General features: G+C 71.8%; 25 protein-coding genes and 1 tRNA gene. 7 read left to right on the forward strand and 19 right to left on the reverse strand.

What is annotated here, in order from left to right:
• Positions 1–6: 6 nt before the first annotated feature.
• Together ACFYS8_RS26330 and ACFYS8_RS26335 are read right to left on the reverse strand one after the other, a co-directional pair.
• Positions 7–735, reverse strand: a complete 729-nt coding sequence (locus ACFYS8_RS26330) for an amino acid ABC transporter ATP-binding protein (RefSeq protein ID WP_387645950.1) — start codon at positions 733–735, stop codon at positions 7–9.
• A gap of 41 nt (positions 736–776) precedes the next feature.
• A complete protein-coding gene (locus ACFYS8_RS26335) occupies positions 777–1019 on the reverse strand; it encodes a LapA family protein (protein WP_387645126.1) in 243 nt (80 codons plus the stop codon).
• A 276-nt stretch (positions 1020–1295) separates the two neighbouring features.
• Between ACFYS8_RS26335 and ACFYS8_RS26340 the strand changes: the two genes are divergently transcribed.
• Positions 1296–2171, forward strand: coding sequence for an aldo/keto reductase (locus ACFYS8_RS26340; RefSeq protein ID WP_387645129.1), 876 nt, complete (start codon positions 1296–1298; stop codon positions 2169–2171).
• A 201-nt stretch (positions 2172–2372) separates the two neighbouring features.
• On the opposite strand, the gene ACFYS8_RS26345 is transcribed toward ACFYS8_RS26340, so the two are convergent.
• Entirely contained in the window at positions 2373–3197 is an 825-nt protein-coding gene (locus tag ACFYS8_RS26345) for a MarR family winged helix-turn-helix transcriptional regulator (protein ID WP_387645132.1), read from the reverse strand.
• Between the two features lie 484 nt (positions 3198–3681).
• Here ACFYS8_RS26345 and fabG point away from each other — a divergent pair, with 484 nt between their 5' ends.
• The 4 genes from fabG (at position 3682) to ACFYS8_RS26365 (ending at position 6419) form a co-directional block, all read left to right on the forward strand.
• Positions 3682–4467 carry a 3-oxoacyl-ACP reductase FabG gene (fabG, locus tag ACFYS8_RS26350; RefSeq protein ID WP_387645135.1) on the forward strand — a complete coding sequence of 262 codons (786 nt, stop codon included), beginning with the start codon at positions 3682–3684 and terminating at the stop codon, positions 4465–4467.
• A 101-nt stretch (positions 4468–4568) separates the two neighbouring features.
• The gene (locus tag ACFYS8_RS26355; protein ID WP_387645137.1) at positions 4569–4760 is read left to right on the forward strand and encodes a hypothetical protein; all 192 of its coding nucleotides are present in this window, start codon (positions 4569–4571) and stop codon (positions 4758–4760) included.
• Positions 4761–5165: 405 nt separating this feature from the next.
• Entirely contained in the window at positions 5166–6062 is an 897-nt protein-coding gene (locus ACFYS8_RS26360; protein ID WP_387645140.1) for a phosphatase PAP2 family protein, read from the forward strand.
• A gap of 102 nt (positions 6063–6164) precedes the next feature.
• The gene (locus tag ACFYS8_RS26365) at positions 6165–6419 is read left to right on the forward strand and encodes a DUF6343 family protein (RefSeq protein WP_387645143.1); all 255 of its coding nucleotides are present in this window, start codon (positions 6165–6167) and stop codon (positions 6417–6419) included.
• Here the strand turns inward: ACFYS8_RS26365 and ACFYS8_RS26370 are convergent.
• The 15 genes from ACFYS8_RS26370 to ACFYS8_RS26440 all read right to left on the reverse strand — a co-directional run bounded on the left by ACFYS8_RS26370 (position 6416) and on the right by ACFYS8_RS26440 (position 23580).
• Complete coding sequence (locus tag ACFYS8_RS26370; RefSeq protein ID WP_387645146.1) at positions 6416–7807, reverse strand: aspartate aminotransferase family protein; 1392 nt, start codon at positions 7805–7807, stop codon at positions 6416–6418. The genes ACFYS8_RS26365 and ACFYS8_RS26370 overlap by 4 nt on opposite strands.
• Positions 7804–9747, reverse strand: coding sequence for a 1-deoxy-D-xylulose-5-phosphate synthase (dxs, locus tag ACFYS8_RS26375; protein WP_387645148.1), 1944 nt, complete (start codon positions 9745–9747; stop codon positions 7804–7806). Before dxs ends, ACFYS8_RS26370 begins: the two co-directional genes overlap by 4 nt.
• Before the next feature lie 124 nt (positions 9748–9871).
• The gene (hpnH, locus tag ACFYS8_RS26380) at positions 9872–10894 is read right to left on the reverse strand and encodes an adenosyl-hopene transferase HpnH (RefSeq protein ID WP_387645151.1); all 1023 of its coding nucleotides are present in this window, start codon (positions 10892–10894) and stop codon (positions 9872–9874) included.
• Between the two features lie 3 nt (positions 10895–10897).
• Complete coding sequence (locus ACFYS8_RS26385) at positions 10898–11566, reverse strand: 1-hydroxy-2-methyl-2-butenyl 4-diphosphate reductase (RefSeq protein WP_387645154.1); 669 nt, start codon at positions 11564–11566, stop codon at positions 10898–10900.
• Positions 11563–13521, reverse strand: coding sequence for a squalene--hopene cyclase (shc, locus tag ACFYS8_RS26390; protein ID WP_387645156.1), 1959 nt, complete (start codon positions 13519–13521; stop codon positions 11563–11565). The genes ACFYS8_RS26385 and shc overlap by 4 nt, the downstream gene beginning before the upstream one ends.
• Positions 13522–13528: 7 nt before the next feature.
• Complete coding sequence (locus ACFYS8_RS26395) at positions 13529–14602, reverse strand: polyprenyl synthetase family protein (RefSeq protein WP_387645159.1); 1074 nt, start codon at positions 14600–14602, stop codon at positions 13529–13531.
• Positions 14603–14688: 86 nt separating this feature from the next.
• Complete coding sequence (hpnE, locus tag ACFYS8_RS26400; protein WP_387645161.1) at positions 14689–16086, reverse strand: hydroxysqualene dehydroxylase HpnE; 1398 nt, start codon at positions 16084–16086, stop codon at positions 14689–14691.
• Positions 16087–16180: 94 nt separating this feature from the next.
• Entirely contained in the window at positions 16181–17038 is an 858-nt protein-coding gene (gene hpnD / locus ACFYS8_RS26405) for a presqualene diphosphate synthase HpnD (protein WP_387645953.1), read from the reverse strand.
• Positions 17039–17079: 41 nt separating this feature from the next.
• Positions 17080–18000, reverse strand: a complete 921-nt coding sequence (gene hpnC, locus ACFYS8_RS26410) for a squalene synthase HpnC (protein ID WP_387645164.1) — start codon at positions 17998–18000, stop codon at positions 17080–17082.
• Positions 18001–18189: 189 nt separating this feature from the next.
• Positions 18190–19002, reverse strand: a complete 813-nt coding sequence (locus ACFYS8_RS26415; RefSeq protein ID WP_387645167.1) for an ABC transporter ATP-binding protein — start codon at positions 19000–19002, stop codon at positions 18190–18192.
• Positions 18995–19966, reverse strand: coding sequence for an ABC transporter permease (locus tag ACFYS8_RS26420; RefSeq protein WP_387645169.1), 972 nt, complete (start codon positions 19964–19966; stop codon positions 18995–18997). Before ACFYS8_RS26420 ends, ACFYS8_RS26415 begins: the two co-directional genes overlap by 8 nt.
• Before the next feature lie 120 nt (positions 19967–20086).
• Positions 20087–20971 carry a glycosyltransferase family 2 protein gene (locus ACFYS8_RS26425; protein WP_387645172.1) on the reverse strand — a complete coding sequence of 295 codons (885 nt, stop codon included), beginning with the start codon at positions 20969–20971 and terminating at the stop codon, positions 20087–20089.
• Positions 20968–21798 carry a CDP-alcohol phosphatidyltransferase family protein gene (locus ACFYS8_RS26430; RefSeq protein ID WP_387645175.1) on the reverse strand — a complete coding sequence of 277 codons (831 nt, stop codon included), beginning with the start codon at positions 21796–21798 and terminating at the stop codon, positions 20968–20970. The genes ACFYS8_RS26425 and ACFYS8_RS26430 overlap by 4 nt, the downstream gene beginning before the upstream one ends.
• Positions 21776–22837: an iron-containing alcohol dehydrogenase family protein gene (locus ACFYS8_RS26435; protein WP_387645177.1), complete on the reverse strand. Its 1062-nt coding sequence runs from the start codon at positions 22835–22837 to the stop codon at positions 21776–21778. Before ACFYS8_RS26435 ends, ACFYS8_RS26430 begins: the two co-directional genes overlap by 23 nt.
• A complete protein-coding gene (locus ACFYS8_RS26440) occupies positions 22825–23580 on the reverse strand; it encodes a sugar phosphate nucleotidyltransferase (RefSeq protein WP_387645180.1) in 756 nt (251 codons plus the stop codon). The genes ACFYS8_RS26435 and ACFYS8_RS26440 overlap by 13 nt, the downstream gene beginning before the upstream one ends.
• 428 nt (positions 23581–24008) lie before the next feature.
• Between ACFYS8_RS26440 and idi the strand changes: the two genes are divergently transcribed.
• Positions 24009–24620: an isopentenyl-diphosphate Delta-isomerase gene (idi, locus tag ACFYS8_RS26445; RefSeq protein WP_387645182.1), complete on the forward strand. Its 612-nt coding sequence runs from the start codon at positions 24009–24011 to the stop codon at positions 24618–24620.
• Between the two features lie 4 nt (positions 24621–24624).
• On the opposite strand, the gene ACFYS8_RS26450 is transcribed toward idi, so the two are convergent.
• Positions 24625–25146, reverse strand: coding sequence for an ATP-binding protein (locus ACFYS8_RS26450; protein WP_387645185.1), 522 nt, complete (start codon positions 25144–25146; stop codon positions 24625–24627).
• A gap of 406 nt (positions 25147–25552) precedes the next feature.
• Between ACFYS8_RS26450 and ACFYS8_RS26455 the strand changes: the two genes are divergently transcribed.
• Positions 25553–25640: transfer RNA gene (locus ACFYS8_RS26455), tRNA-Leu, on the forward strand.
• Positions 25641–25686: the final 46 nt, after the last annotated feature.

Raw genomic sequence — 25686 nt, forward strand, 5'->3', positions numbered from 1 at the left:
GCCGCCTCAGTGCTTCAGGATCTTGGACAGGAAGTCCCGGGCGCGCTCGCTCTGCGGGTTCGCGAAGAACTCCTCGGGGACGCGGTCCTCGACGATCTTCCCGTCCGCCATGAAGACCACCCGGTTGGCGGCGGAACGCGCGAACCCCATCTCGTGGGTGACCACCACCATGGTCATCCCCTCGGCGGCCAGCGAGCGCATCACCTCCAGCACCTCGTTGATCATCTCGGGGTCGAGCGCCGAGGTCGGCTCGTCGAACAGGAGTGCCTTCGGGTCCATCGCCAGCGCCCGGGCGATCGCCACCCGCTGCTGCTGGCCGCCGGACAGCTGCGACGGGTACTTGTCGGCCTGCAAGGCCAGTCCGACCCGCTCCAGCAGCGCCCGCCCCTTGGTCTCGGCCGCCGCCTTCCCACGCTTGCGGACCTTGATCTGGGCCAGCGTGACGTTCTGCAGCACCGTCCGGTGCGCGAACAGGTTGAAGGACTGGAACACCATCCCGACCTCGGCCCGCAGCTTCGCCAGACCCTTGCCCTCGGCGGGCAGCGGCTGGCCCTCGATCAGGATGTCGCCGCTCTCCACCGGCTCCAGCCGGTTGATCGCCCGGCACAGCGTGGACTTCCCCGACCCGGACGGGCCGATCACCACCACGACCTCGCCCCGGCCCACCGTCAGGTCGATGTCCTGCAGCACGTGCAGCTGCCCGTAGTGCTTGTTCACCCGGCGCAGCTCGATCAGCGGCTCTCCCGCCGACCGCCCCGCGGCCTCCTGCGGCGCCGTCACCGGGTGCGCCGGCCCTTCAGCAGCCAGCCGAGCGCCGTTCCCGCGAGCAGCGTGGCCAGCAGCGCGATCCAGAGCGGGCAGGTGACGGTGAAGACCCAGAACTGGATCTTCACCTTGTCCAGGTTGGCGAACAGGAACCAGATCGCCAGCACCACGATGACGCCGATACCGATGTACCGGGTCGGGACGCCGCCGATCTCACCGCGCTGGTTTGACGGAGAACCTGAAGTCTTGGTCACCCCGGCAGTCTGGCCCGGGCCCGCCCACCGACCGCCGCACCACCACCGCCGGGCCCGCCCATTCACCCGTCCGGACCACCCTCCCCGGACGCGGCGGTATCACCTGTGATACACGCCACACGCCCTTTCGCGGTTCTGCCCGATCCGGCTGCGGCCCCCGAAGCGTTTCCCCTGTTGGAAGGAACTCCTGCCCATCGGGAATACTCCGCTGTTCAACCCGGTTGCCGCCCTCTTGGACACTCCCCACAGCCACCCGACCGAAGGGCACCCCTTCTCGTGACCAGCACTCCCGCAGTACCCCCGATCCCGTCGATCACGCTGAACAACGGCGTGCGGATCCCGCAGCTCGGCTTCGGCGTCTGGCAGGTGCCGGACGCGGAGGCCGTCCCGGCGGTGCGCACCGCGATCGAATCGGGCTACCGCTCGATCGACACCGCCGCGATCTACGAGAACGAGGCGGGCACCGGCCAGGCGATCGTCGAGTCCGGCGTGGCCCGTGACGAGCTGTTCGTCACCACCAAGCTGTGGAACTCCGGCACCCTCGACTGGTCCGGCGAGCAGGGCCGCGACCGGGTGCTGCGCGCCTTCGACGAGTCGATGGCCAAGCTCGGCCTGGAGCAGCTGGACCTGTACCTGATCCACTGGCCGCGGGCGATGCACGGCCCCGCGTTCGTGAACATCTGGCGCGCCTTCGAGCAGCTGCAGGCCGACGGCCGGGTCCGCGCGATCGGCGTCTCGAACTTCCACATCGCGGACTTGGAGCTGCTGCTCAAGGAGACCTCGGTGGTCCCGGCACTGAACCAGGTCGAGCTGCACCCGTACTTCCCGCAGGCCGAGCTGCGCGCCTTCCACGCCGAGCACGGCATCGCCACCGAGGCGTGGAGCCCGCTGGGCCAGGGCGGCGACCTGCTGGCCGAGCCCGCGCTGCTGAAGATCGCCGAGAAGCACGGCCGCTCGACGGCCCAGGTGGTGCTGCGCTGGCACCTGCAGAGCGGCGTGATCGCCATCCCGAAGTCGGTCACCCCGGCCCGCATCCGGGAGAACCTGGACGTGACGGGCTTCGAGCTGGACGCCGAGGACCTCGCGGCGATCGCAGCCGTCGCCACCGGCAAGCGAATCGGCCCCGACCCGGCCGACTTCGACTGGAACTGACGCCCCGTCGTTCCCTCGCGCGGCTGACGTCACGTCAGCTAGAGCTGACGCCCAGTCAGCACGGAGAGTGACGGCCGGAACAACCCGGAAGGGGCCGACACCTGACGAGGTGTCGGCCCCTTCCGGAGCGTCCGAGCGGTGCCGCGTGCCCGCCGGAGCGCGTTCGTCGCCCAAAAAATTGGACGACGCTTTGCAGAATCGTTACAGCCGAGCCGCCTTGGCGAGCAGCGCCAGAGCCTGCGCGTGCTCGTGCGGCTCCAGCGGAGCGAGCAACGCCTCCTGGACCTCACGCACCCCGGCGGTGGAGCGGTGCAACAGCTCCTGGCCGGTCGGGGAGAGCGAGAGCAGGTTGCGGCGCCCGTCCGAGGGGTCGCGGCGGCGCAGCACCAGGCCGCGTCGCACCAGCCGGCTGACCATCTCGGCCATCGTCGCCTTGTCCAGCGAGGCGAGCTCGCCGACCGTGCGCTGGTCGGCGCCCGGTTCGGTCTCCAGCGCGTCCAGCACCGCGTACTGAGGAGCCGTCAGCTCGGTGCCGACCTTCTCCGACCAGAGCTTGGTGTGCACCTGCTGGGCGACCCGGATCAGGTAGCCGATGGCACGCTGGGCGTCCAGCGTGGGCCGGGCGTCGGCCATCACGGCAACGGCGGCCGGCTCCAGCCGGGCGATCCGTGCCATGGTCCGGACGAGTTCCAGCTGCTCGTCCGGGCTCAGCGACTCGAACAGGGTCCGCTGGACCCGGACCACGCCGCCGGTCGCCTCGCGCACGGCCTGAGCGCCGCTCTGCGAGAGGGCCAGCAGCTTGCGACGACCGTCGGCCGGGTCCCGGCGGCGGAGCACCAGGCCCCGCCGGACCAGCCTGGCGACCATTTCGGCCATCGTCGCCTTGTCGAGCGATGCCCGTTCGCCGACCGTTCGCTGGTCGGCGCCGGGCTCCAGTGCCAGTACCAGCAGCACCGCGAATTGCGGAGCCGTCAGCTCGGTACCGACGTATTCGGACCACAAGCGGGTGTGTACCTGCTGGGCCACGCGGATGAGGTGACCGGGCGACTGCTGCAGTCGACCGGGCACACGGGTTGTCGGGATCTCCCCCAGCACCATGAAATCCGTCCCGGTGTCACGCTCGCGGTGTGTGTGGGACACCCGAGCGGGGCAGTAACGGCGAGTGAGCATCCCGCTGTGAGTAAGGACGCGCCGGCCGTGCAGCCGGTGGCTGCTGGCGCACACTATACAAACGGTCGGCCTGGACCGGCAGGTAGGGGCGCAGAGTAGTCGCAGGTTCGGCAAAGTTGGCATATTTCCCCCCTATGTCGGGGTCACGACCAACCTGGTTCACCCACTCGGCCGCCGAGCGCCCTCACCCTCCGTCACCTGCGGCGCTGCCCCTGGCCGGAATTTCTACTCGCCGGTAGGGTTGCCGCGCTGCGCGCTGCGCACCTCATTCAAATCTCATCCGCGGGTCACCGGCCCGGGCCGGTCCCGTCGTCCGACTTCGAGAGAGACGAGTACGAAGATGACCGAGCAGAGCACGTCCGTGACCGCAGACGCTCCGGTGCGGGTGGCCGTGGTGACGGGTGCGGCCCGCGGGATCGGCGCGGCCACCGCGCTCCGGCTGGCCGCCGACGGTTACGCGGTCGCGGTGGTCGACCTGGAGGAGTCCAACGCGAAGGGCACCGCCGAGGCGATCGTCGCCGCGGGCGGCCGGGCGCTGGCCGTCGGCGCCGACGTCTCGAACGCCGAACAGGTGGAGGCCGCGGTCGACCGCATCGCCGCCGAACTGGGCACCCCCGTCGTGCTGGTGAACAACGCGGGCGTGCTCCGCGACAACCTGCTGTTCAAGATGTCCGAGTCCGACTGGGACACCGTGATGAACGTGCACCTCAAGGGCGCCTTCCTGATGACCCGCGCGGTGCAGAAGCACATGGTCGCGGCCGGCTTCGGACGCGTCGTCAACCTGTCCTCCTCCTCCGCGCAGGGCAACCGCGGCCAGGCCAACTACTCGGCGGCCAAGGCCGGCCTGCAGGGCTTCACCAAGACCCTGGCGATCGAGCTCGGCAAGTTCGGCATCACCGCCAACGCGATCGCCCCCGGCTTCATCGCCACCGACATGACGGCGGCCACCGCGGCCCGGGTCGGCATGGAGTTCGAGGCGTTCAAGCAGGCCGCCGCCTCGGCAATCCCGGTCCAGCGGGTCGGCGTGCCGGACGACATCGCGCACACCATCTCCTTCCTCGCCTCCGAGGGCGCGGGCTTCGTCTCCGGCCAGGTCATCTACGTGGCGGGCGGCCCGCTCGACTAGTTGGGGTCTCGTGGTGCGCCCGCCACGGCGCGGGTCCAGACTCGACGTGCAGACCTCCCGCCGCCGTCCACCGGCGGCGGGCGTACCCACGGAGGATCTTGATGACCGACACCACGGACAGCGACTCCAAGCCGACTCCGGACAAGCTGCTGCACACCGGGGCGGAGAACCCCGTCGACCCCGAAGACCTGGTGATGGCCCAGGGGCTCGACGTCACCCCGAAGCGGGTCGCGAAGGCGAAGAAGGACCTGGAGGAGCACGGCGCGGCAGCCGTCGAGAAGGTACTGCCCTGACCCGACCCCGCCGCCCGACCCGGCGGCCGATTTCCCGGAAGTGACCTGCGTCACGGGAAATCGGCCGCTTCTTTCGTTCCCGCACTACCCGCCCGGCAATTGGAGAAACCCGGAGGAAACGGCACCCGGAGCGCCGCAGAGGGTGATTTCGCACACTCCGCTCCGCTTTACGGCCCTTCCCCTCGCACGCCGAACTGCCCGTATGGGGAAAGTGCGGACAACCGATCACCGGCGGGTGACAGATTGCCCGTACAGCCCGGAGCGCTCGGAGGCAGCCGGTAATGTCGAAGGGTGCCAGCCAAGCCCGAATCCCCCGTGCCGCGGATATCGACCGGACCACGCACGTTTCCGGTCCAGTCCGAGCGCGATTCCGTCACCAAGCCGACAGAATCCGCGCCCCCGTCGATGAGCCGGCGGCACGTTCTGCTCTTCGGCATCACCGCCGTGCTCTACCTGGCGGTGGTGCTGGCCATTGTGCTCGACTCGCCGCTGGTCGACCTGGACTGGTCGCTGCAGCAGCTGCGCCCGTACAAGGTGTGGCCGCAGGCGCTGCCGTACCTGGACATCTGGGTGGTCGCCGGCCAGCGCGGCCCGACCGCGATCGCGGCCTGTCTGTGGCTGGGCTGGCGCTGCTACCGCACGCACTCGTCGCGGCCGCTGCTGGTGATGGGCATGGCACTGCTGCTGCTGAACGTCACAGTGGGCGCGGTGAAGATCCTGACCGGTCGGCTGGGTCCGCACTACGCGCACTACATAGGGTCGCCCGAGCTGTTCTCCGGCGGCACCATCTTCCCGTCCGGGCACACCGCCAACGCCGTGGTCACCTGGGGCGTGCTGGCCTACCTGGCGGCCCGCTGGCGGCGCACCGGCACGGTGCTGGCCTCGCTCACCGCGGCCTCGATCGGCCTGACCACCGTCTACCTGGGCACCCACTGGATCTCCGACGTGTTCGCCGGCTGGGCGGCGGGTGCGCTGGTGCTGCTGTCGCTGCCGCTGGCCGAGCCGGCCATCGCCGCGCTGGACCAGCGGGTGCTGGCGGTCTGGCACCGCGAGGGCCGGTTCGCCCGGCCGGTCCCGGTGCCCCGCCCGCAGCCCGCGGCCGCGCACTGGGCCGGCCGCCCGCTGCCGGTGCGTCCTCAGCCCGCCCAGGCGCGTTCCACCACGCCGTCCCGGACGGTCAGGTTGAGCCGCTCGGAGCGGTACTCCATGGTCAGCAGCGCCTCGGGTTCCACCACCCGCACGGTGCGCCAGCCGCGCTCGACGGCCAGCGCCCGCGCGGGCTCCACCCGCAGCCCCAGATAGTCGTCCAACCGGTCGTTCATCGCCCCGCCTCCCCGCACCCCGACAGTTCTACGCTGGAAGGGTAGAGGGAGGCGGTTGCGTATGCGGCGGGCGAAGACTCCGATGGTCTGGCGGAGCGGAACGGAGCCGGCCACCGCGCGCACCGATCTGAAGCTGCGCTTCCTGCTGTCGATGCTGTTCCTGCCGTTCTTCGCGCTGTGCACGGCGGGGTTCGCGGTCTGGGCGGCCTTCGCGTCGCCGCACGGCGCGCCCAGCAGCGGGACGCTGACCGTGTTCGCGGTGTGCTGCGGGCTGCTGACGCTGGTGGCGGCGGCGGACCTGTGGGTCGTGGTGCGCCGCCGCCGTACCGAGCTCTAACGCGATCCGACGGCCTGCTTGACCAGGGTGCGGCCGAAGTCCCACATCAGGCCGCTGCCGCGGTGCGCGTCGTCCATGACGTCGGTGAAGGCGTCCATGAAGCGGTCGACGTCCCGCTCGGTGATGATCAGGGGCGGGATCAGTTTGATCACTTCCAGGTGGTCGCCGGAGACCTGGGTGAGGATCCGGTGCCGTTGCAGCAGCGGGACGACCACCATCTGCGCGAAAAGTCCCTTGCGGGCGGCCTGCAGCGCCGTCCAGCCGGTGCGCAGCTTGAGCGACTTGGGGCGGCCGAACTCGATGCCGATCATCAGTCCGCGACCGCGCACCTCGGCGAGCAGTTCGTACCGTTCGACCAGCGCGGCCAACCGGGCCCGCAGCAGCTCGCCGACCCGGGCGGCGTTCTCCACCACCTCCTCCTGCCGCATCACGTGCAGGGTGGCCAGGCCGGCGGCCATCGCCTGGGCGTTGGAGCCGAAGCTGGCGGAGTGCACCAGCACGCGGTCCATCGAGGAGTACACCTTCTCGAAGATCCACGATTTGCCGAGGGTGGCCCCGATCGGCACGTAGCCGCCGGACAGCGCCTTGGCGGCGCACACCAGGTCGGGCCGCACGCCGTCCTCGGCCTGGTGGGCGAAGAAGGTGCCGGTGCGGCCGACGCCGGTCTGCACCTCGTCGCAGATCAGCAGCGCCTTGTGCTCGTGCAGCAGCTGCTGGGCGGCGGCCAGCCAGCCGGGCGGCGGGGCGAGCACGCCCTTGCCCTGGATCGGCTCCACGATCAGCGCGGCGACGTCGCCCTTCTTCAGCTCCCGCCGCAGCGCGCCGAGGTCTCCGAGCGGGATCGCGGTGTCCGGCAGCAGCGGGTCGAAGCCCTTGCGGAAGCCGCCCTCGCCGTTGACGGACAGCGAGCCGGCGGTGAGGCCGTGGAAGGCGTGGTCGCAGTACAGGACGCGGCGCCGGCCGGTGGCGTACCGGGCGAACTTGAGCGCCGTCTCGACCGCTTCGGTGCCGCTGTTGCCGAAGAACACCCGGTCCAGGCCGGGCGCGTGGGCGATCAGCTGTTCGGCGAGCAGGCCGGGCAGCGGGGAGCAGTCGAAGCGGGTGAGGTCAGCGGTCTCCAGCTCCATCACCTGCTGGACGGCGGCCCGGACGGCCGGGTGGTGCCGGCCGAGCGCGAAGATGCCGAATCCGGCGAGCATGTCGAGGTACTCGTTGCCCTCGGCGTCGTAGAAGTACGGGCCTTTCGCCCGTTCGTAGTACCGGTCGAAGCCGATGGTGTGCAGCATCCGCGGCAGCTGCGGGTTGAGGTAGCGGGCGTGCAGCTCGTAGCGTTCGCCGCCCCGGGCATCGAGCAGGGCGGCGAGGTCGAACGGTTCGGCCTGGGTCACGCTGGTTCGCTCCAATCGGTCAGCGGCATCCGGGGCCGGTACTCCTGGACGCCGGTGCGGGTCCCGGGCAGCAGCCGGCGGGCGTGGGCGGCGGTCTGGGCGGCGACGCCGGTGCCGGTGAGCCCGATCTCCTCCAGCAGCTCACCGCGGGAGGCGTGCGCCAGGAACTCCTCCGGGACGCCGAGGTCGCGCAGCGGCGTGTCGATGCCGGCGTCCCGCATGGCCTGGGCGAGGGCGGCGCCGACGCCGCCGGTGCGGCCGTTGTCCTCGACGGTGACCACCATCCGGTGCTCGGCGGCCATCATGACGAGCGCGGGGTCGACGGGCTTGACCCAGCGCGGGTCGACGACGGTGGCGGTGATGCCCTCGGCGGCGAGCAGCGCGGCGGCGTCCAGGCAGGCGGACGCCATCGGGCCGACGGCGACCAGCAGCACATCGGGCGTGGGCCCGGTGCGGGCGAGCACGTCGATGCCGCCGGTGCGTTCGATCGCGGTCACCTCGGGTCCGAGCTGCCCCTTGGGGAAGCGCACCACGGTGGGCGCGTCCGCGACCTCGACGGCTTCGCGCAGCTGTTCGCGCAGCCGGGCGGCGTCGCGCGGCGCGGCGATCCGCAGCCCGGGGACGACCTGCAGCACCGACAGGTCCCACACGCCGTTGTGCGAGGCCCCGTCGTTGCCGGTGACGCCGGCCCGGTCGAGCACGAAGGTGACGCCGAGCCGGTGCAGCGCGACGTCCATCAGCACCTGGTCGAACGCCCGGTTCAGGAAGGTCGCGTACACCGCCACCACGGGGTGCAGCCCGCCGGTGGCCAGCCCGGCGGCGGAGGCGACGGCGTGCTGCTCGGCGATCCCGACGTCGAAGGTGCGCCCGGGGTAGGCCTTGGCGAACGGCCCGAGTCCGACGGGGTGCAGCATCGCGGCGGTGACGGCCACCAGGTCGGGCCGCTCGGCGCCGAGCGCGAGCATCTCCGTCCCGAACACGGACGTCCACGAGGTGCCGGCGGTCGGCGAGATCGGCAGGCAGGTGTACGGGTCGATCGGGTTCACGGCGTGGAACCGGTCCGCCTCGTCCTGTTCGGCGGGCCGGTAGCCGCGGCCCTTGACGGTGAGGCAGTGCACGATGACGGGGCCGCCGAAGTTGCGGGCCTGGCGCAGCGCCTGTTCGACGGCGGCGATGTCGTGCCCGTCGATCGGGCCGAGGTACTTCAGGCCGAGGTCCTCGAACATGCCCTGCGGGGCGAAGGCGTCCTTGAAGCCCTTCTTGGCGCCGTGCAGGGCGTCGAACAGCGGCGGCCCGACCACGGGGGTGCGCTGCAGGGCGTCCTTGCCCCAGGCGAGGAAGCGTTCGTAGCCCTTGGTGGTGCGCAGCGTGGCGAGGTGGTGGGCGAGGCCTCCGATGGTGGGAGCGTAGGAGCGTCCGTTGTCGTTGACGACGATGATCAGCGGGCGGTCCTCGGCCTCGGCGATGTTGTTGAGGGCTTCCCAGGCCATGCCGCCGGTGAGCGCGCCGTCGCCGATCACGGCGACGGTGCAGCGGTCGACGCCGAGCAGTTGGTTGGCCTTGGCGATGCCGTCGGCGTGGCCGAGCGCGGTGGAGGCGTGCGAGTTCTCGATCAGGTCGTGCGGGGATTCGGCGCGCGAGGGGTAGCCGGACAGTCCGTCCTTGGCGCGCAGCCGGCTGAAGTCCTGCCGGCCGGTGAGCAGTTTGTGGACGTAGGCCTGGTGGCCGGTGTCCCACAGGATGCGGTCGTGCGGGGAGTCGAAGACGCGGTGCAGGGCGATGCTGAGTTCGACCACGCCGAGGTTGGGTCCGAGGTGGCCGCCGGTGCGGGTGACGGCGTCGATCAGGAAGTGGCGGATCTCGGCGGCGAGCGGCGGGAGCTGTTCGGGGTGCAGTCGGCGGAGGTCGGCGGGCCCGGTGATCCGGCTCAGCAGTGGCATGGCGTACCCCTCACGGCTGGTGCGGGTGGGTGGACGGTCGGTGTCCAGCCTGCGGCCCCGCTGTCGCGGTCGCCTGTCGGCGTGGGCCGCCTGCGCGGGTACGCGGGCGGCCCGTGACGGCTGCTCAGGCCTTGGGGGCGGCGAGGGTCTCCCGGGCGGCGCGGATCGACTCCTTGAGCGAGCCCATGGTGGCGAGCACGGCGGTGGGTTCGTACCCGCAGTGGGCCATGCAGTTGTCGCAGCGCGGGTCGCGGCCGCGGCCGTATTTGGCCCAGTCGGTCTTCTCGATGAGTTCCCGGTAGGTGGGGACGTAGCCGTCGGACATCAGGTAGCAGGGCCGCTGCCAGCCGAACAGCGAGTAGTTGGGGATGCCCCAGGCGGTGCACTCGAAGTCGACCTTGCCTTCGAGGAAGTCCAGGAACAGCGGGCTGTGGTTGAGCCGCCAGCGCCGCCGGTTGCCGCCGGCGAAGGCGGTGCGGAACAGCTCGCGGGTCTGTTCGACGCCGAGGAAGTGCTCCTGGTCGGGTGCCTTCTCGTACGCGTAGGCCGGGGAGATCATCATCTCGTCGACCTTGAGTTCGTCGTTCAGGTAGTCCAGTACCTCGACCACGGTCTGCGGGGTGTCGGTGTTGAAGAACGTCGAGTTGGTGGTGACCCGGAAGCCCTGCCGCTTGGCCTCCTTGATCGCCTCGACGGCCTCCGCGAAGGTGCCCTCCTTGGCCACCGAGGCGTCGTGCCGCTCCTGCAGTCCGTCGATGTGCACGGCGAAGGTGAAGTACGGGGACGGGGTGAACAGCTCGAGCTTCTTGCGCAGCAGCAGCGCGTTGGTGCACAGGAAGACGTACTTGCGGCGGGCGACCAGTTGCCGGACGATCTCGTCGATCTGTGGGTGCATCAGCGGTTCGCCACCGGCGATGGAGACCATCGGGGCGCCGCACTCCAGGACCGCGCCGACCGCCTGCGCGACCGGCATCCGCTGCTTGAGCACCCCCGCCGGGTGCTGGATCTTGCCGCAGCCCTCGCACTTCAGGTTGCAGGCGAACAGCGGCTCCAGCTCCACGATCAGCGGGAACTTGTCCCGGCGCTTCAGCTTCTGCTGCATGAGGTAGGTGGACACGCGGACGGTCTGACGCAGCGGCATGGCCATGACTTAGCTCGCTTCCTGAGGGAGCGTCGAGGGCTGTGTGGTCGTCGGCGGACGGGGCGCGGCGGCCAGTTGCCGGTGCCACGCGGTGAGGGCGGGGACGGCGGCGCGCAGCACCCGCCAGGCGCGGAATCCGGCGGGCAGGGTGCTGAGGCGGATGAGTTCCCGCTCGGGTGTGTCGACCACCACCCGCAGCACTGCGGCGGGCAGTTCGGGGGCGCGCTCGGCGCGGGCGGCGAGCACCGCGGCGGCCTCCATGTCGACGGCGAGCGCGCCCTCGGCGTGCAGCCGGGCCCGTTCGGCGCCGCGCACCACGTGGTCGGCGGTGCGGTGGGTGCCCAGGTGGGCGCGGATCCCGGCCTCCTCCAGGGCGGTGGCCAGCGCGGGCGCGGTGGCCAGCGGGTGGACGCTGCCCTCGGCGTCGGTGACCCGGTCGGCGACGATCACCTCGCCCGGGCGCACCCCGGGGCCGACCGCGGCGCCGAACCCGGCGACCAGCAGCGCCCCGTAGCCGCCGACGTCCAGCAGCGCGCCGGCCCGCCGCCCGGCGGTCCGGCGGCCCATCCCGGTGCGGGCCAGCACCGGGGGACCGCCGGCCGCGCCGGACCAGTCGCCGCCGCGCAGCGCCCAGGCCTCGGGTCGCAGCGCGCAGAGCACCAGCAGGGGGTCGTTCATCGCCGGCCACCGCGGCCGAGCGGGGCGTCGTGCACGTACCGGCCGAGCGCGGTGACCGGGAAGACCAGCCGGTACAGGTGGTAGTTGATGGAGAAGTCCCAGGGGAACCCGGTGCCGGTGAACTGCGGTTCGTCCCAGCTGCCGTCGGGCCGCTGGGTGCGGGTCAGCCAGGCGATGCCGCGTTCGACCGCCTCCGAGTCGTGTTCGCCGGCGGCGAGCAGCGCCATCAGGGCCCAGGCGGTCTGCGAGGCGGTGGAGTCGCCGCGGCCGGCCCAGGTGGCCGGGTCCTCGTAGGAGCGCATGTCTTCGCCCCAGCCACCGTCGGTGTTCTGCCGGCCGGTCAGCCAGCCGACGGCGCGGCGGACGGAGGGGTGGCCGGGGGTGAGTCCGGCGGCGATCAGGGCGGGCACCACGGAGCCGGTGCCGTAGATGTAGTTGGTGCCCCACCGGCCGAACCAGGAGCCGTCGGCCTCCTGGTGGCTCAGCAGCCAGGCGACGCCGCGCCGGGTCCGGGGGTCGCGGGCGCGGCCGGTCTCGGCGAGCATCTCGACCACGTGCGCGGTGACGTCCGCGGAGGGCGGGTCGATGACTTCGCCGAAGTCGCAGAACGGCAGCTTGTTGGGGAGTTTGCTGGTGTTGTCGGCGTCGAAGGCGCCCCAGGCGCCGTCCTTGGACTGCATGCCGAGGTTCCAGCCGACGGCGCGTTCGACGGCGCCGGCCAGCCGGACCCGGTCGGGGTGGTCGATCCGGCGCAGCGCGAGCACCACCTCGGCGGTGTCGTCGACGTCCGGGTAGGTGTCGTTCTGGAATTCGAACGCCCAGCCGCCGGGGGCGAGCCGGGGGCGTTTGACGGCCCAGTCGCCGCGGGTGGTGACCTCCTCGCCGAGCATCCAGTCGCCGGCCCGCACCAGCGCGGGGTGGTCGCCGGGCAGTCCGGCGTCGCGCAGCGCGATGGCGGCCAGGCAGGTGTCCCAGACCGGGGACTGACAGGCCTCCAGCCAGCGCTTGCCGTCCTCGGTGTGCACGGTGAAGCTGTCGAACGCGGCCAGTCCGGCCTTCATCACGGGGTGGTCGAGGCGGTAGCCGAGCAGCCGCAGCGCGATCAGCGAGTACACGGCGGGCGGCTGGATGCCGCCCCAGCAGCCGTCGGCTTCCTGCCGTTCGACGATCCAGGCGGCGGCCTGCCGCAGTGCGAGGCGGCGCACCGGTTTGACGGCGTGCCGGTGGTAGCGGTGCATCAGCTGGTCGAGGCGCTGGAAGAGGCCGTCCCAACTGTGCGCGGGGGCGAGCGGGCGCCTCGGGTACGGGTCGGCCGGGTCGGTGTGCAGCTCGGTGAGGTCGAACGGAGCCGGGCGGACCGGGCGGTGGGCGGAGACCACGGTCAGCGGGACGATGGTCTGCCGGGCCCATTGGCCGAAGGAGTAGATGTTCAGCGGCGCCCATCTGGGCAGGAACAGCACTTCGGGGGGCAGTTCGGGGAGTTTCGCCCAGGGCCACCAGCCGAACAGGGCGAGCCAGATCCGGGTGAACACCCGGGTGGCGGCGATGCCGCCGTTCTCCCGGACGAAGGCGGCGGCGGCGCGCAGGTGCGGGGCGTCCGGGGGGTCCCCGGCGAGCCGGAGGGCGACGTACGCCTCGACGGTGGTGGACAGCTCGGGCGGGCCGCCGTGGAAGGTGGCCCAGGTGCCGTCCTCCCGCTGCCGGGAGCGGATCCAGGCCGCGGTGGCCCGGGTCTGCTCCTCGGTGCGGATGCCGAGGAACTGGCGGAGCAGCAGGTCTTCGGCGTCCATGGTGACGTTGGTCTCCAGGTCGCCCTTCCACCAGCCGTCGGCGTGCTGGAGTGACAGCAGGTGTGCGGTGGCCCGGCTGAGCGCCGCCGCGGGTGAGGAATCGTCAGATCGTGTTACTGCAACTGAGGTTTGGGGTCCGAGCCTTCCACCCGCGGTTGCTGTCACTCTTACGTCACCTCTCTCTGACCACCACGAATTCGGCGAGTGCGACGAAGTGCTCGCGCACCTCGTCGGCCATGGGCACCTCGCCGAGCGCGGCGAGGGCGGTGTCGTACTGGCGGCGGGCCTCTTCCTGCGTCCAGGCCCGGCCGCCGGCCTGCTCGATCAGCGCGGCGCGGGCGGCGAGCTGCTGCTCGCTCTCCTCGCCGCGGCCGGTCGGGTCGGCCAGCTGTGCGGCCAGCTCGCGGGAGGCGGCGCCCCCCTCGGCCAGCGCGGCGCACACCGGCAGCGACTTCTTGCGCGACTGGAGGTCGCTCCAGTGCGGCTTGCCCGTCACTTCGGTGGCACCCCAGATGCCCAGCAGGTCGTCCACCGCCTGGAACGCCAGACCCAGGTGGTAGCCGTACCGCTGGAGCGCGTCGGAGGTCCGGTCGTCGGCGCCGGCCAGTACCGCGCCGATCGCCGCGGAGGCCGCCAGCAGGGCGCCGGTCTTGCCGCCCTCCATGGTCAGGCACTCCTCGACCGTCACCACGTCCCGCTGTTCGAACGAGACGTCCAGCGCCTGACCGTCGATCAGCCGCCGGGTCGCGGTGGTGATCAGACGGACCGCGCGGGCGGCGTCGGTCGGGGTGGCCCCGCCGGTCACCGCGGCGTCCAGCAGGACCTCGGTGCCGAGAGTGGACAGCGCGTCGCCGACCAGCACGGCCTGCGCCGGGCCGAACACCGTCCAGGCGGTGGCCCGGTGCCGACGCGTCTCGTCACCGTCCATCAGATCATCATGAAGAAGGGAGAAATTGTGCACCAGCTCGACCGACACGCCGCCCGGTACGCCCACCTGCGCATCCGCGCCGACCGCCTCGGCCGACAGCAGCGCCAGCGCCGGGCGCACCGCCTTGCCGCCGTCGCCCGCGGCGGGCTTGCCGTCGCGGTCGATCCAGCCGAAGTGGTACGCCGCGACGGTGTCCATCGGCGCGGCCAGACGGGCGACGGCCTCGCGCATCGGCGGCGTGCAGAGCGTGCGCCCGCGCGCCAGCAGGTCCAGGACCGTCAGGGTGTCCCCGACCGTCGAGCCGGTGCGTGCCTCCACGTGCGTTCCCTCTCGGTACGTCTGACCGGCCGCGAACGGCGGCCGGCCGGGTGCGATGTCGGTGGTCGGGGACTGCCGGGTCGCCGTCATCGGGGCCACCGCCCGTCCGCGCGATCGACCGGGAGCCGGCCGGTGCCGGCCAGGGCGACGTCGGCCGCGGCGTGCCCGCTGCGCACCGCGCCCTCCATGGTCGCGGGCCAGCCGGTGGCCGTCCAGGAGCCGGCCAGCAGGATGCCCGGCAGTTCGGTGCGCGCGCCGGGGCGCAGCCGGGCGGTGCCGGGCGCCGGGTCGAAGGTGGCGGTGCGCTCCCGGGTGACGAAGAAGTCCAGCACCCGCGCGTCGCGGGCGGCGGGCAGCAGCCGGGCCAGCTCGGGCAGGTAGCGCTCGCGCAGCTCGGCGACCGGCAGGTCGATCTCGTCCTCGGCGGCGGACTGCGACACCGCCAGGTACTGGGCGCCGGGGACGTCCAGGCCGGAGTGCGGGGTGCGGTCGAAGACGAACTGCACCGGGGAGCCGATCGCGGCGAAGAACGGACGGCGGATCAGCGGCCGGTCGTAGATCACGTGCACGTTGAGGATCGGCGCGGTGCCGAACTCGGCGAGCCGCTCCTGCCCGGGGATCGCGCCCGGCGGCAGCAGCGCCGCCGCGGTGTCCTGGGCGCCGGCCAGCACCACGGTGTCGGCGGTGAGCAGTTCGCCGCTCTCCAGCCGGACGGCGTTCGGCTCGGCGGCCTTGAGTTCGGCGGCCTTGGTGCGCAGCAGCACCCGGACGCCCGCGCGTTCGAGTTCGGCGCGGGCCCGGTCGTGGTGGATCTCGCCGAGCGGGACGCGGGCGATGCCGATGTCGGCGGCGCCCGGGTCGGACAGCAGGCCGGTCTGGAACACCTTGGCGGCCAGCGCCATCGAGGTGCGGTCGGCGGTGGCGTTCAGGGTGGCGACACCCACCAGGTCCCAGACCGCTTCGATGGTGGCCGGGGTCTGGCCGTGGCGGCGCAGCCACTCGCCGAAGGAGATCTCGTCGAGCGCCGGGTCGTCCTGGTCGAGGCCCTTGAGGGCGAGCGCGCCGCGCACCACCCGCAGCCGGTCGGCCGGGCTCAGGTGACGGTAGGTGGCGAGGCTGCCGGCCAGGTGCAGCGGGACGGGCAGGGCGGCGCGGCGCAGCCGGCCGAGGCTGCGGGTGCCGTCGGCGGCCAGGCCGAGCACCGGGACGTCCAGCCGGTCCTGGAGGTCGACCAGGGCGTTCGCGCCGAGGCGGTCGATCAGGCCGCGGTAGGCGGTGCAGCAGCGCAGGTAGACGTGCTGGCCGTTGTCGACCGTCAGGTCGCCGCGCTTGAAGGAGAAGGCCAGGCCACCGAGCCGGGGGCGGGCCTCGACCAGGGTGGTGCGCACACCGGCCTCGGCCAGCCGGAGTGCAGCGGTGATGCCGGCCAGGCCGCCGCCGATCACCACGGCGGTGCGCTGCCGCTGCGGCGTCGGCGTGCTCATCGGTCCTCCCTGGCGGCAGTGGACTGAGGGCACAACAACGTGCGCATGCGTCGTGACTCCCTGTTGACACAGCGTGACATAACTGGCGTGAGAATCAAGAACGCCCTCCGGCGAGCCCGGACAGTGCCACGTACGCCTTCTCCCAGCCGGGCAGCGAGACCCGGCCGCGGAGCACCGAGTGCGGGTCGGCGGCGATCCGGCCGAGCAGGCGGTGGTAGATGCCGGCCATCGCGGCGGTGGCGGCGCGGCTGCGGCGGTCGAGCATCGGCAGCAGTTGCAGGCCCTCGGTGAAGGCCTGCTGGGCGCGGTCGGCCTCGAAGGCGACCAGGCCGGTGAAGTCGGCGCCGAGCGGGAGCTTCGGGAGGGCGAAGCCCTGCTGGCAGCCGAACCGGGCGAGGTCCTCGGCGGGCAGGTAGGTGCGGCCGTTCAGGGCGTCCTCGCGCAGGTCGCGCAGGATGTTGGTGATTTGCAGCGCCAGCCCCAGGGTGTCGGCGTAGGCGGCGCCGCGCTCCCAGTCCTCGCAGCCGTACACGCCGAGCGAGAGCCGGCCGATCGAGCCGGCCACGCAGCGGCAGTACACCTTGAGCTCGTCGAAGGTCTCGTACTCGACGCCCTTGAGGTCCATCTCGACGCCGTCGATCAGCTCGTCGAAACCGCCGAGCGGGATCGGGAAGCGGCGGGCGGCGTCGGCCAGCGCGACCTTGATCGGGTCGGTGTCGTCCTCGCCGACCGCGCCCGCCCGGATCTCGTCCAGCAGGACGCGGGTGCGGGCCAGCGCCTCGGTCTTCTGCTCGGCGGGCAGTTCGCCGTCGCCGATGTCGTCGACCCGGCGGGCCAGCGCGTACAGCGCGGACATCGCCAGCCGCTTGGCCTCGGGCAGCAGGCGGATGCCATAGCTGAAGTTGCGGGCCTGCAGGGCGGTGACCGCCTCGCAGTACCGGTAGGCCGCCATGACCGGCGCGGACGCCAGTGGTGATGCCCCCACGCGGGCGCTCACCTTCCCTTCGCGAAAAGTGCCGCCGCCCGGCCGGCCAGGCGGCGCTTGTCCGGCTTCGCCCGGTGCGCGAGCACGTCGTACCCGGCCGCCGCGATGGCGTCCAGGGCCGCGTACCCGCCGGCGGTGAATCCCGCCAGCAGCAGTCGAAGCCTCCCGTGAACCGTACCTACCAGCGGCGCGCCGCGATCGAGCAGGGTCCGGGCCCGGCTCGCCTCCCAGGCGATCAGCTGCCGCACCTCGCGCGAGGCGGCGGGGGCGGCGAGGTCCTGTTCGGTGACGCCGAAGGTGGCGAGGTCCTCCTGCGGGAGGTAGATCCGGCCGCGGTCGAGGTCCTCGGCGACGTCCTGCAGGTGTTCGACGATCTGCAGCGCGGTGCAGATCGCGTCGGAGAGTTCGATCCGCTCGGGGGTGGCGCGGCCGGCCAGCGCGAGCACCAGGCGGCCGACCGGGTCGGCGGAGAGCGTGCAGTAGTGCCGCAGGTCGTCGTAGGTCGGGTAGCGGGTGACGGTCTGGTCGACCCGGTTGGCCTCGATCAGCCGGCGGAACGGCTCGGGGGTGACGGCGTGCTGTTCGATCAGCGGGACCAGGCGGCGGACCAGCGGGTGCCGGGGCTCGCCGGCGGCGGTGCCGAGCACGGTGCCGCCCTGCGCGCGGTCGTCGCCGAGGGCGGTGGCGAAGGCCCGGTCGAGGTCCCGCTCCAGGCCGTCCAGCAGGGCCAGCCGGAAGCCTTCGTCCTGCGGCGCGCCGGGGACGTCCAGCAGGTGGGCGACGGAGGCCGGGTCGGCGAGGTCGCCGTCGCCGGCGTCGTCGATCAGCCGGGCGAAGCCGTAGACCGCCATCAGGTCGCCGCGCCAGGCGGCGGGCAGGAAGGCGGGGGCGACCGGGAAGTTCTCCAGGTCCGCCTTGTCCAGCGTCACCGCCGCTGTCTGGTTATCAGATTTGATTGAAGCCGACACTGCCGTCACTCCCCCGTTCTACACCGGTCCCGGCCGCCATCGCGCCTCGGACACGCTTCCGTCGCCACGCCTTCACCCGCCGCACGGCGCAGGGCCGGTGCCGGGGAGAGCTCCCCGCGCACCGGCCCTGCGACCGTCGGCCGCGCCCCGTCAGGGGCGCTCGCCCTTCTCGTACCGCCGGACCACCTCGTCGGTGTGCCCGTCCATGATCAGCTCGCCGTGCTCGATCCAGATGGTGCGCTCACAGGTCTCGCGGATCGCGTTGTTGTCGTGGCTGACCAGGAAGACCGTGCCGGCCTCCTTGCGCAGCTCGTTGATCCGGGCCTTGGAGCGCTGCTGGAAGCCCTGGTCGCCGGTGGCGAGGGCCTCGTCGATCAACAGCACGTCGTGGGTCTTCGCCGCGGCGATGGAGAACCGCAGGCGGGCGCCCATGCCGGAGGAGTAGGTGCGCATCGGGAGCGAGATGAAGTCGCCCTTCTCGTTGATGCCCGAGAAGTCCACGATGCTCTGGTAGCGCTCGCGCACCTGGGCCGGGGACATGCCCATCGCCAGGCAGCCCAGCACCACGTTGCGCTCGCCGGTCAGGTCGTTCATCAGCGCCGCGTTCACGCCCAGCAGCGAGGGCTGGCCGTGGGTGTAGATGGCGCCCTTGGCGGTCGGCAGCAGGCCGGCGATGGCCGCCAGCATGGTCGACTTGCCGGAGCCGTTCGAGCCGATCAGGCCGACGGCCTCGCCCTTGTACGCGGTGAAGCTGATGCCGCGGACCGCGTGCACCTCGCGGATCGCGGGCGACTTCTTGCGGGTGATCATCCGGCTCAGCGCCGAGGTGGCGCTGCCCTTGCCGGCGCCCGCGCCGTGCACCTTGTAGATGATGTGCACGTCGTCCACCACGACGGTGGGGACCCGGGCCTGGTTGTCCACCGCGGTGGTCTCCTTCAGGGTGTCGATCGCTGCGTCAGCCACGGCCGTACTCCTCCTCGGACTTCCAGAAGAACACGAAGCCGATGACGAAGGCGACGACCGCCCAGGTGCCGGCCATGATCCAGATGTGGTGCGGGAGGTTCAGCGCCTCGGGGAGCTTGTGGCCCGCCGCGTCGTAGCCGCCCGGGTACTTGCTCTTGTCGAAGCTGTCCGGCATGAACGCGTAGCGCATCAGGTCCATGTAGACCGTCGCCGGGTTCCAGGAGTAGACCGTCTGCCAGATCGTCGGCCAGCTCTTGATGTAGCCGGAGACGCTGTACATCACGCCGGAGACGTACATCCAGGTGCGCAGCAGGAAGGGCATCAGCTGCGAGATGTCCGAGGTCTTGGCACCGATCCGGGCCATCACCATGGCCAGGCCGGTGTTGAACAGCGACTGCAGCACCAGCGCCGGGATGATCAGCAGCCAGGTCATGGCCGGACGGATGTCGTTGGCCAGCACGATGGCGACCAGGACCACCATCGAGATCATCAGCTGCTGGAGCTGGATCACGGTGAAGGCGATCGGCAGCGAGGCGCGCGGGAAGTGCAGTGCCCGGATCAGGCCGAGGTTGTCGGAGATCGAGCGGGTGCCGGCCTGGATCGCGCTCTGCGAGAACTGGAACACGAAGACGCCGACGCACAGCCAGGCGATGTAGACCGGGACGCCGTCCCGGCTCTGCATGATCACACCGAAGACCAGGTAGAACACCGCGCAGTTGAGCAGCGGGGTGAGCACCTGCCAGAGCTGGCCGAGCTTCGCGGTGGTGTACTGCGCGACCAGGCGGGCGGTCGCGAACGAGCTGATGAAGGCGCGCCGGGCCCACAGCTGGCCGATGTACTTCGGCAGACTCGGCCGCTTGCCGCTGACGGAAAGCCCGTACTTGTCCGCCAGTTGCTTCGGGGTCAGACCCGCGTCGGTGCCCCTCGGTGCGGAGAGGTTGACCGGGTCACTCAGTGTCGACACATTCGTCCTTCAGGGGGTCGAAATTCCGCGGCCCCGGGGGGACGGGGCGCGGAACCGGGGCGTACCACGAGGAGCTCAGGTTTGCGTGCGGCCGGCGGGGGTATTGCCGACCGGTTGCGATCAGATGATTGGCGGTCTGCCGAGCCTGGTCAAGCGCCAGACGGTGGACCACTTCATCGGCCGACGCGGGCCGCAGGGCTCGCTCCAGCCTGCCCGGAACCCGCCGAGCCACGCCTTGAGCGCCGAGCCGGAGGGCCGCCGAGCGACCGTCAGCAGGAACCAGGTCCCCAGATAGAGAGGCACCAAGGGGGCCGGAAGGTTCCGTCGGGCCAGCCACACCCGGTTGCGGGCCACGTTGTGGAAGTACGCCGCGTGCCGGGCCGGGGAGGTCGCCGGGTGGTAGAGCACCACGTCCGGGAGGTAGTCGATCGACCAGCCGGCGTCCAGCGCCCGCCAGGCCAGGTCGGTCTCCTCGTGGGCGTAGAAGAACTCCGCGGGCAGCTGCCCGGCCTGCGGGAAGACCGCGCTGCGCACCGCGCTGGCGCCGCCCAGGAAGGTGGTGACCCGGGAGGCGCGCAGCGGGTCGCTGGCGCGCAGCCGGGGCACGTGCCGGCGCTGCGTGGTGCCGGTCTCCGGGTCGGCGATCCGGAACGAGACGATGCCCAGCGACGGGTCGGCGGTGAACGCCTTCCGCAGCAGTTCGGCGGAGTCGGTGTTCGGCAGCGAGCCGTCGTCGTCCAGGAACAGCACCGCGTCGACGTCCCGGCCGTCCGGGCCGAACAGCTCGATGCCGACGTTGCGGCCGCCGGGGATGCCCAGGTTCTCGGGCAGTTCGACGGTGCGCACGTCCGCCGGCAGCGGGGGCAGCGGGGCGCCGTTGCCGACCACGGCGAGTTCGACCGGCGGGCCCTGCTGGGCGCGCACCGACTCGATCAGCGCGTTCAGTTCGGCGGGCCGGTTGCCCATGGTGATGATGACCGCGCCGAGGCGGAAGTCGTCGCTCATCGGAGCCTGCTGGAGAGCACGATGGACAGCAGGTGCAGGACGGTCTGCAGCATCGCGATGGCGGCCAGCACCACCACGGCGAGGCGGGTGAAGTACAGGCCGCCGTGGACCTGGTCGGCGATGCCGGCGGCCAGGATGAACAGCGAGGCCTCGACGGCGCCGACCAGGCGGTGGAACTTCAGCAGCGAGGCGGCCCGGCGGGCCTTGGCGACGGCGTTCGAACGCGGCACCGAGGCCTCGTCCAGGACGGCGGTCAGGCCGGAGCGGGCCCGGGCGACGTCGACCAGGTCGGTCTCGGACTTGATCAGGATCGCGCCGAGCGCGGCCAGCGTGCCGAGGAAGGCCCACTGCCAGGCGGAGTGCGAGCCCTCGCGGTGCAGCAGGTCGGTGGCCCGCAGGCCGAGGCCGGTGAGCAGCGCCGCCTCGGACATGTAGTGGCCGACCCGGTCCAGGTACACACCGGTCAGCGAGGTCTGGCGGCGCCAGCGGGCGACCTCGCCGTCCACGCAGTCCAGCAGCAGGTAGATCTGGATCAGCAGAGCGCCGAGGATCGCGCCGCCCAGGCCCGGGACCACCAGGGCGATGCCGGCCAGGATGCCGGTGAGCATCATCAGGTAGGTCAGGCCGTTGGGCGTGATGGCGGTGACGGTCGACAGGATGCGGGTGATCCGCAGCGAGATCTTCCGCATGTAGAGGCGGCCGGCCCAGTGCTCGGCGCTGCGTCGCTGGAGCATGCCCTCGGGGTGGATGACCGCCCGGAGCTCCTCGATCGACGGGCGGCGGGTGAGGTCAACCGGCGGGCGTTCAGCTGTTGACGGCTTGGACATAGTCGGCGTACGCGTCCCTGATGTCTGTGGCGGAGAGGTCGAGGTGTTCGAGGATGGTGAAGCGCCCCGGTCTGGTGTTCGGAGCGTAGTGCACCGCTTCGGTGAACTCCGCCTCGGTGAAGCCGAGCTGATCGGCCGTCACCGGCAGGCCGTGGAAACGCAGGCGTTCCACGATCAGTCCGGACAGGTCCTGCTCGCCCCGCAGGAAGCAGGCGAAGGCCGCGCCGAGGCCGACCTGCTCGCCGTGCTGGGCGGACCGCTTGGGGTGGAGCACGTCCAGGGCGTGCGAGATCTCGTGGCAGGCACCAGAGCTGGGCCGGGTGCTGCCGGCGATGTTCATCGCGATGCCGGACAGTACCAGTGCTTCCGCGAGCGTGGTCAGCAGGTCCGGGTCCTCCAGGGTGCCCGGGTGCCGCAGCAGGTTCTCGCCGGCCGCCCGGGCCATCGCCACGGCCAGGCCGTCGACCGGCTCGCCGGTGACGGTGTGCGAGAGCTCCCAGTCCGCGCAGGCGGAGATGTTGGAGACCGCGTCGCCGATTCCGGCGGCCACGAACCGCTTCGGCGCCTTGGAGATGACGTCGAGGTCGACCACGATGCCGATCGGGCCGGGCACTCCGTAGGAGCCGCGGCCGGCGTCGTTGTCGAGGGTGGAGACCGGGGAGCAGATGCCGTCGTGGGCGAGGTTGGTGGCGACCGCGACCACCGGCAGGCCGACCCGGGCCGCGGCGTACTTGGCCACGTCGATGATCTTGCCGCCGCCGAGGCCCACCAGGGCGTCGTAGTGGCCGCGGCGGATCTCGTCGGTCAGCCGGACCGCGCTGTCCAGGGTGCCGTCGTCGACCTGGTACCAGTCGGCGCCGGGCAGCGCCGGCTCCAGGCGTTCGCGCAGCACCGCGCCCGAGCCGCCGCTGATCGCCACCGCGATCCGGCCGGACGAGGACAGCCGCTGGTCGGCGAGGATGCCGCCGAGCGCGTCCAGTGCGCCGGCCCGCACCTCGACGAACACCGGCGAGGGCACCAGTCGGGTCAGTACCGGCACGCGATCTCCCGAGCCTTGGCCAGGTCGTCGTGGTTGTCGACCTCGACCCAGGAGACCTCGCCGATCGGCTGGACGTCGATGATCAGACCGCGGTCGACCATCTCCTGGTAGCCGTCCTCGTAGTACAGCTGCGGGTCGCGCTCGAAGACCGCCTTGAGGGCGTCGGCCAGGGCCGGGCCGGCGGACGGGTTGATCACGGTGACGCCGATGTACTCGCCGGTGGCGTCCAGCGGGTCCATCAGCTTGGTGATCCGGCGCACCCCGAGCTCCGGGTCGACGACGACCTTCATCTCCTCGTCGGCGAGCTTCTTCACGGTGTCCAGCGCCAGCACGATGCCGGGGGCCTTGCCCTCCTTGATCCGCCGGTCGTTGCCGTCCAGCATGGTGCGCTGCACCGACGCCGGGTGGACGGTGTCGCCGTTGGCGAGCAGCAGGCCCTCACCGAACAGGTCGCGGGCGCACCACAGGGAGTAGGCGTTGTTCCACTCCTCGGCCTTGTCGTTCTCGACCAGGGTGAGCTTCACGCCGTACTTCTGCTCCAGCGCCTGCTTGCGGTCGTGGACCGCCTCCTTGCGGTAGCCCACGACGATCGCGGCCTCCCGCAGGCCGACCTCGGCGAAGTTCCCCAGGGTCAGGTCGAGCACCGTCCGCTCCCCGTCGACCGGCACCAGCGCCTTGGGCAGGGTATCGGTGTACGGACGAAGCCGGCGGCCTGCGCCGGCGGCCAGGACGAGGCCGATCATGCGGGACTCCAGGGTCTCGGGTGCCGTCCGGCGCACCGGTGCGGGTCTGGGCGCCGGGGCGCGGCCGCGGCTGCGGCGCGCCGTACGGGCGCGCCTTGCGGACCGCCCGGTCTACCTGATGGTAGGCGACCCCGACCACCTGCCAGAACGCGGCCCGGGCAGGTCAGGTGATCAGCTGAGGGTACGACGTGAACCTTCGGCGAAGGTCCGCTGTCGCGGATCGAACAGTTCTGCCGAACATCCGATCCACCGTCCCGGCGGTGTGCGTCGCGGCCCCGGGCCCGCCTGGCCATGCGGCAGACTTGGGCCCCGACGCCGTCGGCGGACCGGGCCGGTCCGATCCGGTCCCGCCGTGCGCGCAGCCGACCTCAAGGACCGGGGTGGGCGGCCCGGAGGCCGCCCCCGGTCCACGTGCCGAAAGGGGCATTGTGCCCATGAGCCCTGCTGTCAGCCCGACCGACGACCTCTCCCCCGAGGTCGTCGCCCAGTCCCCGGCCGCACCCGGCGAGATCATGCTTGAGCTGGTCGACGACCACGGCGTGACCATCGGGACCGGCGAGAAGCACTGGGCCCACCAGCAGCCTGGCCGACTCCACCGCGCCTTCTCGGTGTTCCTGTTCGACCGGCAGGGCCGGATGCTGCTGCAGCGTCGGGCGCTGAGCAAGTACCACTCGCCGGGCGTCTGGTCGAACACCTGTTGCGGCCACCCCTACCCCGGCGAGCAGCCGTTCGTGGCGGCCGCCCGCCGCACCACCGAGGAACTGGGCGCGGCCCCCGCGCTGCTCTGCGAGGCTGGCACCGTCCGCTACGACCTGCCGGACGAGACCACCGGGCTGATCGAGCGGGAGTGGAACCACCTGTTCGTCGGCCTGATCACCGCCGAGGCGGACCCCAACCCGGACGAGGTCGAGGACACCCGATTCGTCACCGCCGCCGAGCTGCGCGCGCTGCGGGCCGAGAAGCCGTTCTCGGTGTGGTTCGAGACGGTCTTCGAGGCCGCGCTGCCCGGGATCCGGGAGATCGCCGGCAACGACTGGTGACACCTCAGTAGTCCGGGTCCCCGTCGGGGCCGTCCCCCGTCCCGGCGGGCCCCGGTGCGGGCAGTGGCAGGTCGGCCCAGATCACCTTGCCGCCGTCCGCCGTGCGCTCCACGTCGCACTCGCCGCCCGCCTGCAGCGTGACGCTCTTGACCAGCAGCAGCCCGCGACCGCCCGGGCGGGCCGGGTCGTTCTCCTGCGCCCTCGGGCGGTACGGGTGGCCGTCGACCACCGAGATCCGCACCCGGTCCGGGCCGATCACCAGTTCGCAGTGCACCTCCGGGGAAAGCGCCGCGGCGTGCGTGACGGCGTTCGACACCAGCTCCGAGACGATCAGCAGCAGATCGTCCACCAGCTCCTGGTAGCGCTCCCCCGCCATGCCCTGCGCCAGCAGCCTGTCCCGCACCGCGTGTCTGGTGCGCGGCACCGAGGACTCGTGCGGGGCCGCGGCGAACCGCCACACGCCCTGACCCGGCCCGGGCTTCCGGCCGGGCCGTCGGGTCGCGACCGCCTTCTGCGTCTCTTCCACTGCACGCCGCCCTTCACGCGGTGACGGGAGCCGGCGGCAGCTGTCGGGACATCGGGCGTTCCGCTCGGGGCTCCTGGTCACCCGAGGCTAGGAGAGCGGGTGGTCGGGGGTCGCACCGGGACCGGATTGACGCGTGTCGTGAAGCTTCCCGACCGATTCGGCACGCGACCTGCCCCGTCCTGCTCGCCCGCACCGCCGGGTCTGCCGCCAGAACACCCGCCCGAACCCCCTCCACCAGCTGTTTCACCCCGATCTCCGCCCGCCTTGCCCCCCTTCCGCCCGAATTGCGCACCGATCCCGGCCCGCACCACGAAAACGCAGGTGAGAAGCACTCCGGAAGCCTGGTAATGTTCTCTTTGTCGCCAGGGGGCAGCCGAAAGGAAGCCTGAAGGCGGCAAGACACCTAGTCCGGGTGGCGGAATGGCAGACGCGCTAGCTTGAGGTGCTAGTGCCCTTTATCGGGCGTGGGGGTTCAAGTCCCCCCTCGGACACCAACGGAAAGACCCCAGTTGATCTGGGGTATTTCTGCTTTTTCCGGCC

Source organism: Kitasatospora sp. NPDC004615, assembly GCF_042873545.1.
Lineage (GTDB): Bacteria > Actinomycetota > Actinomycetes > Streptomycetales > Streptomycetaceae > Kitasatospora.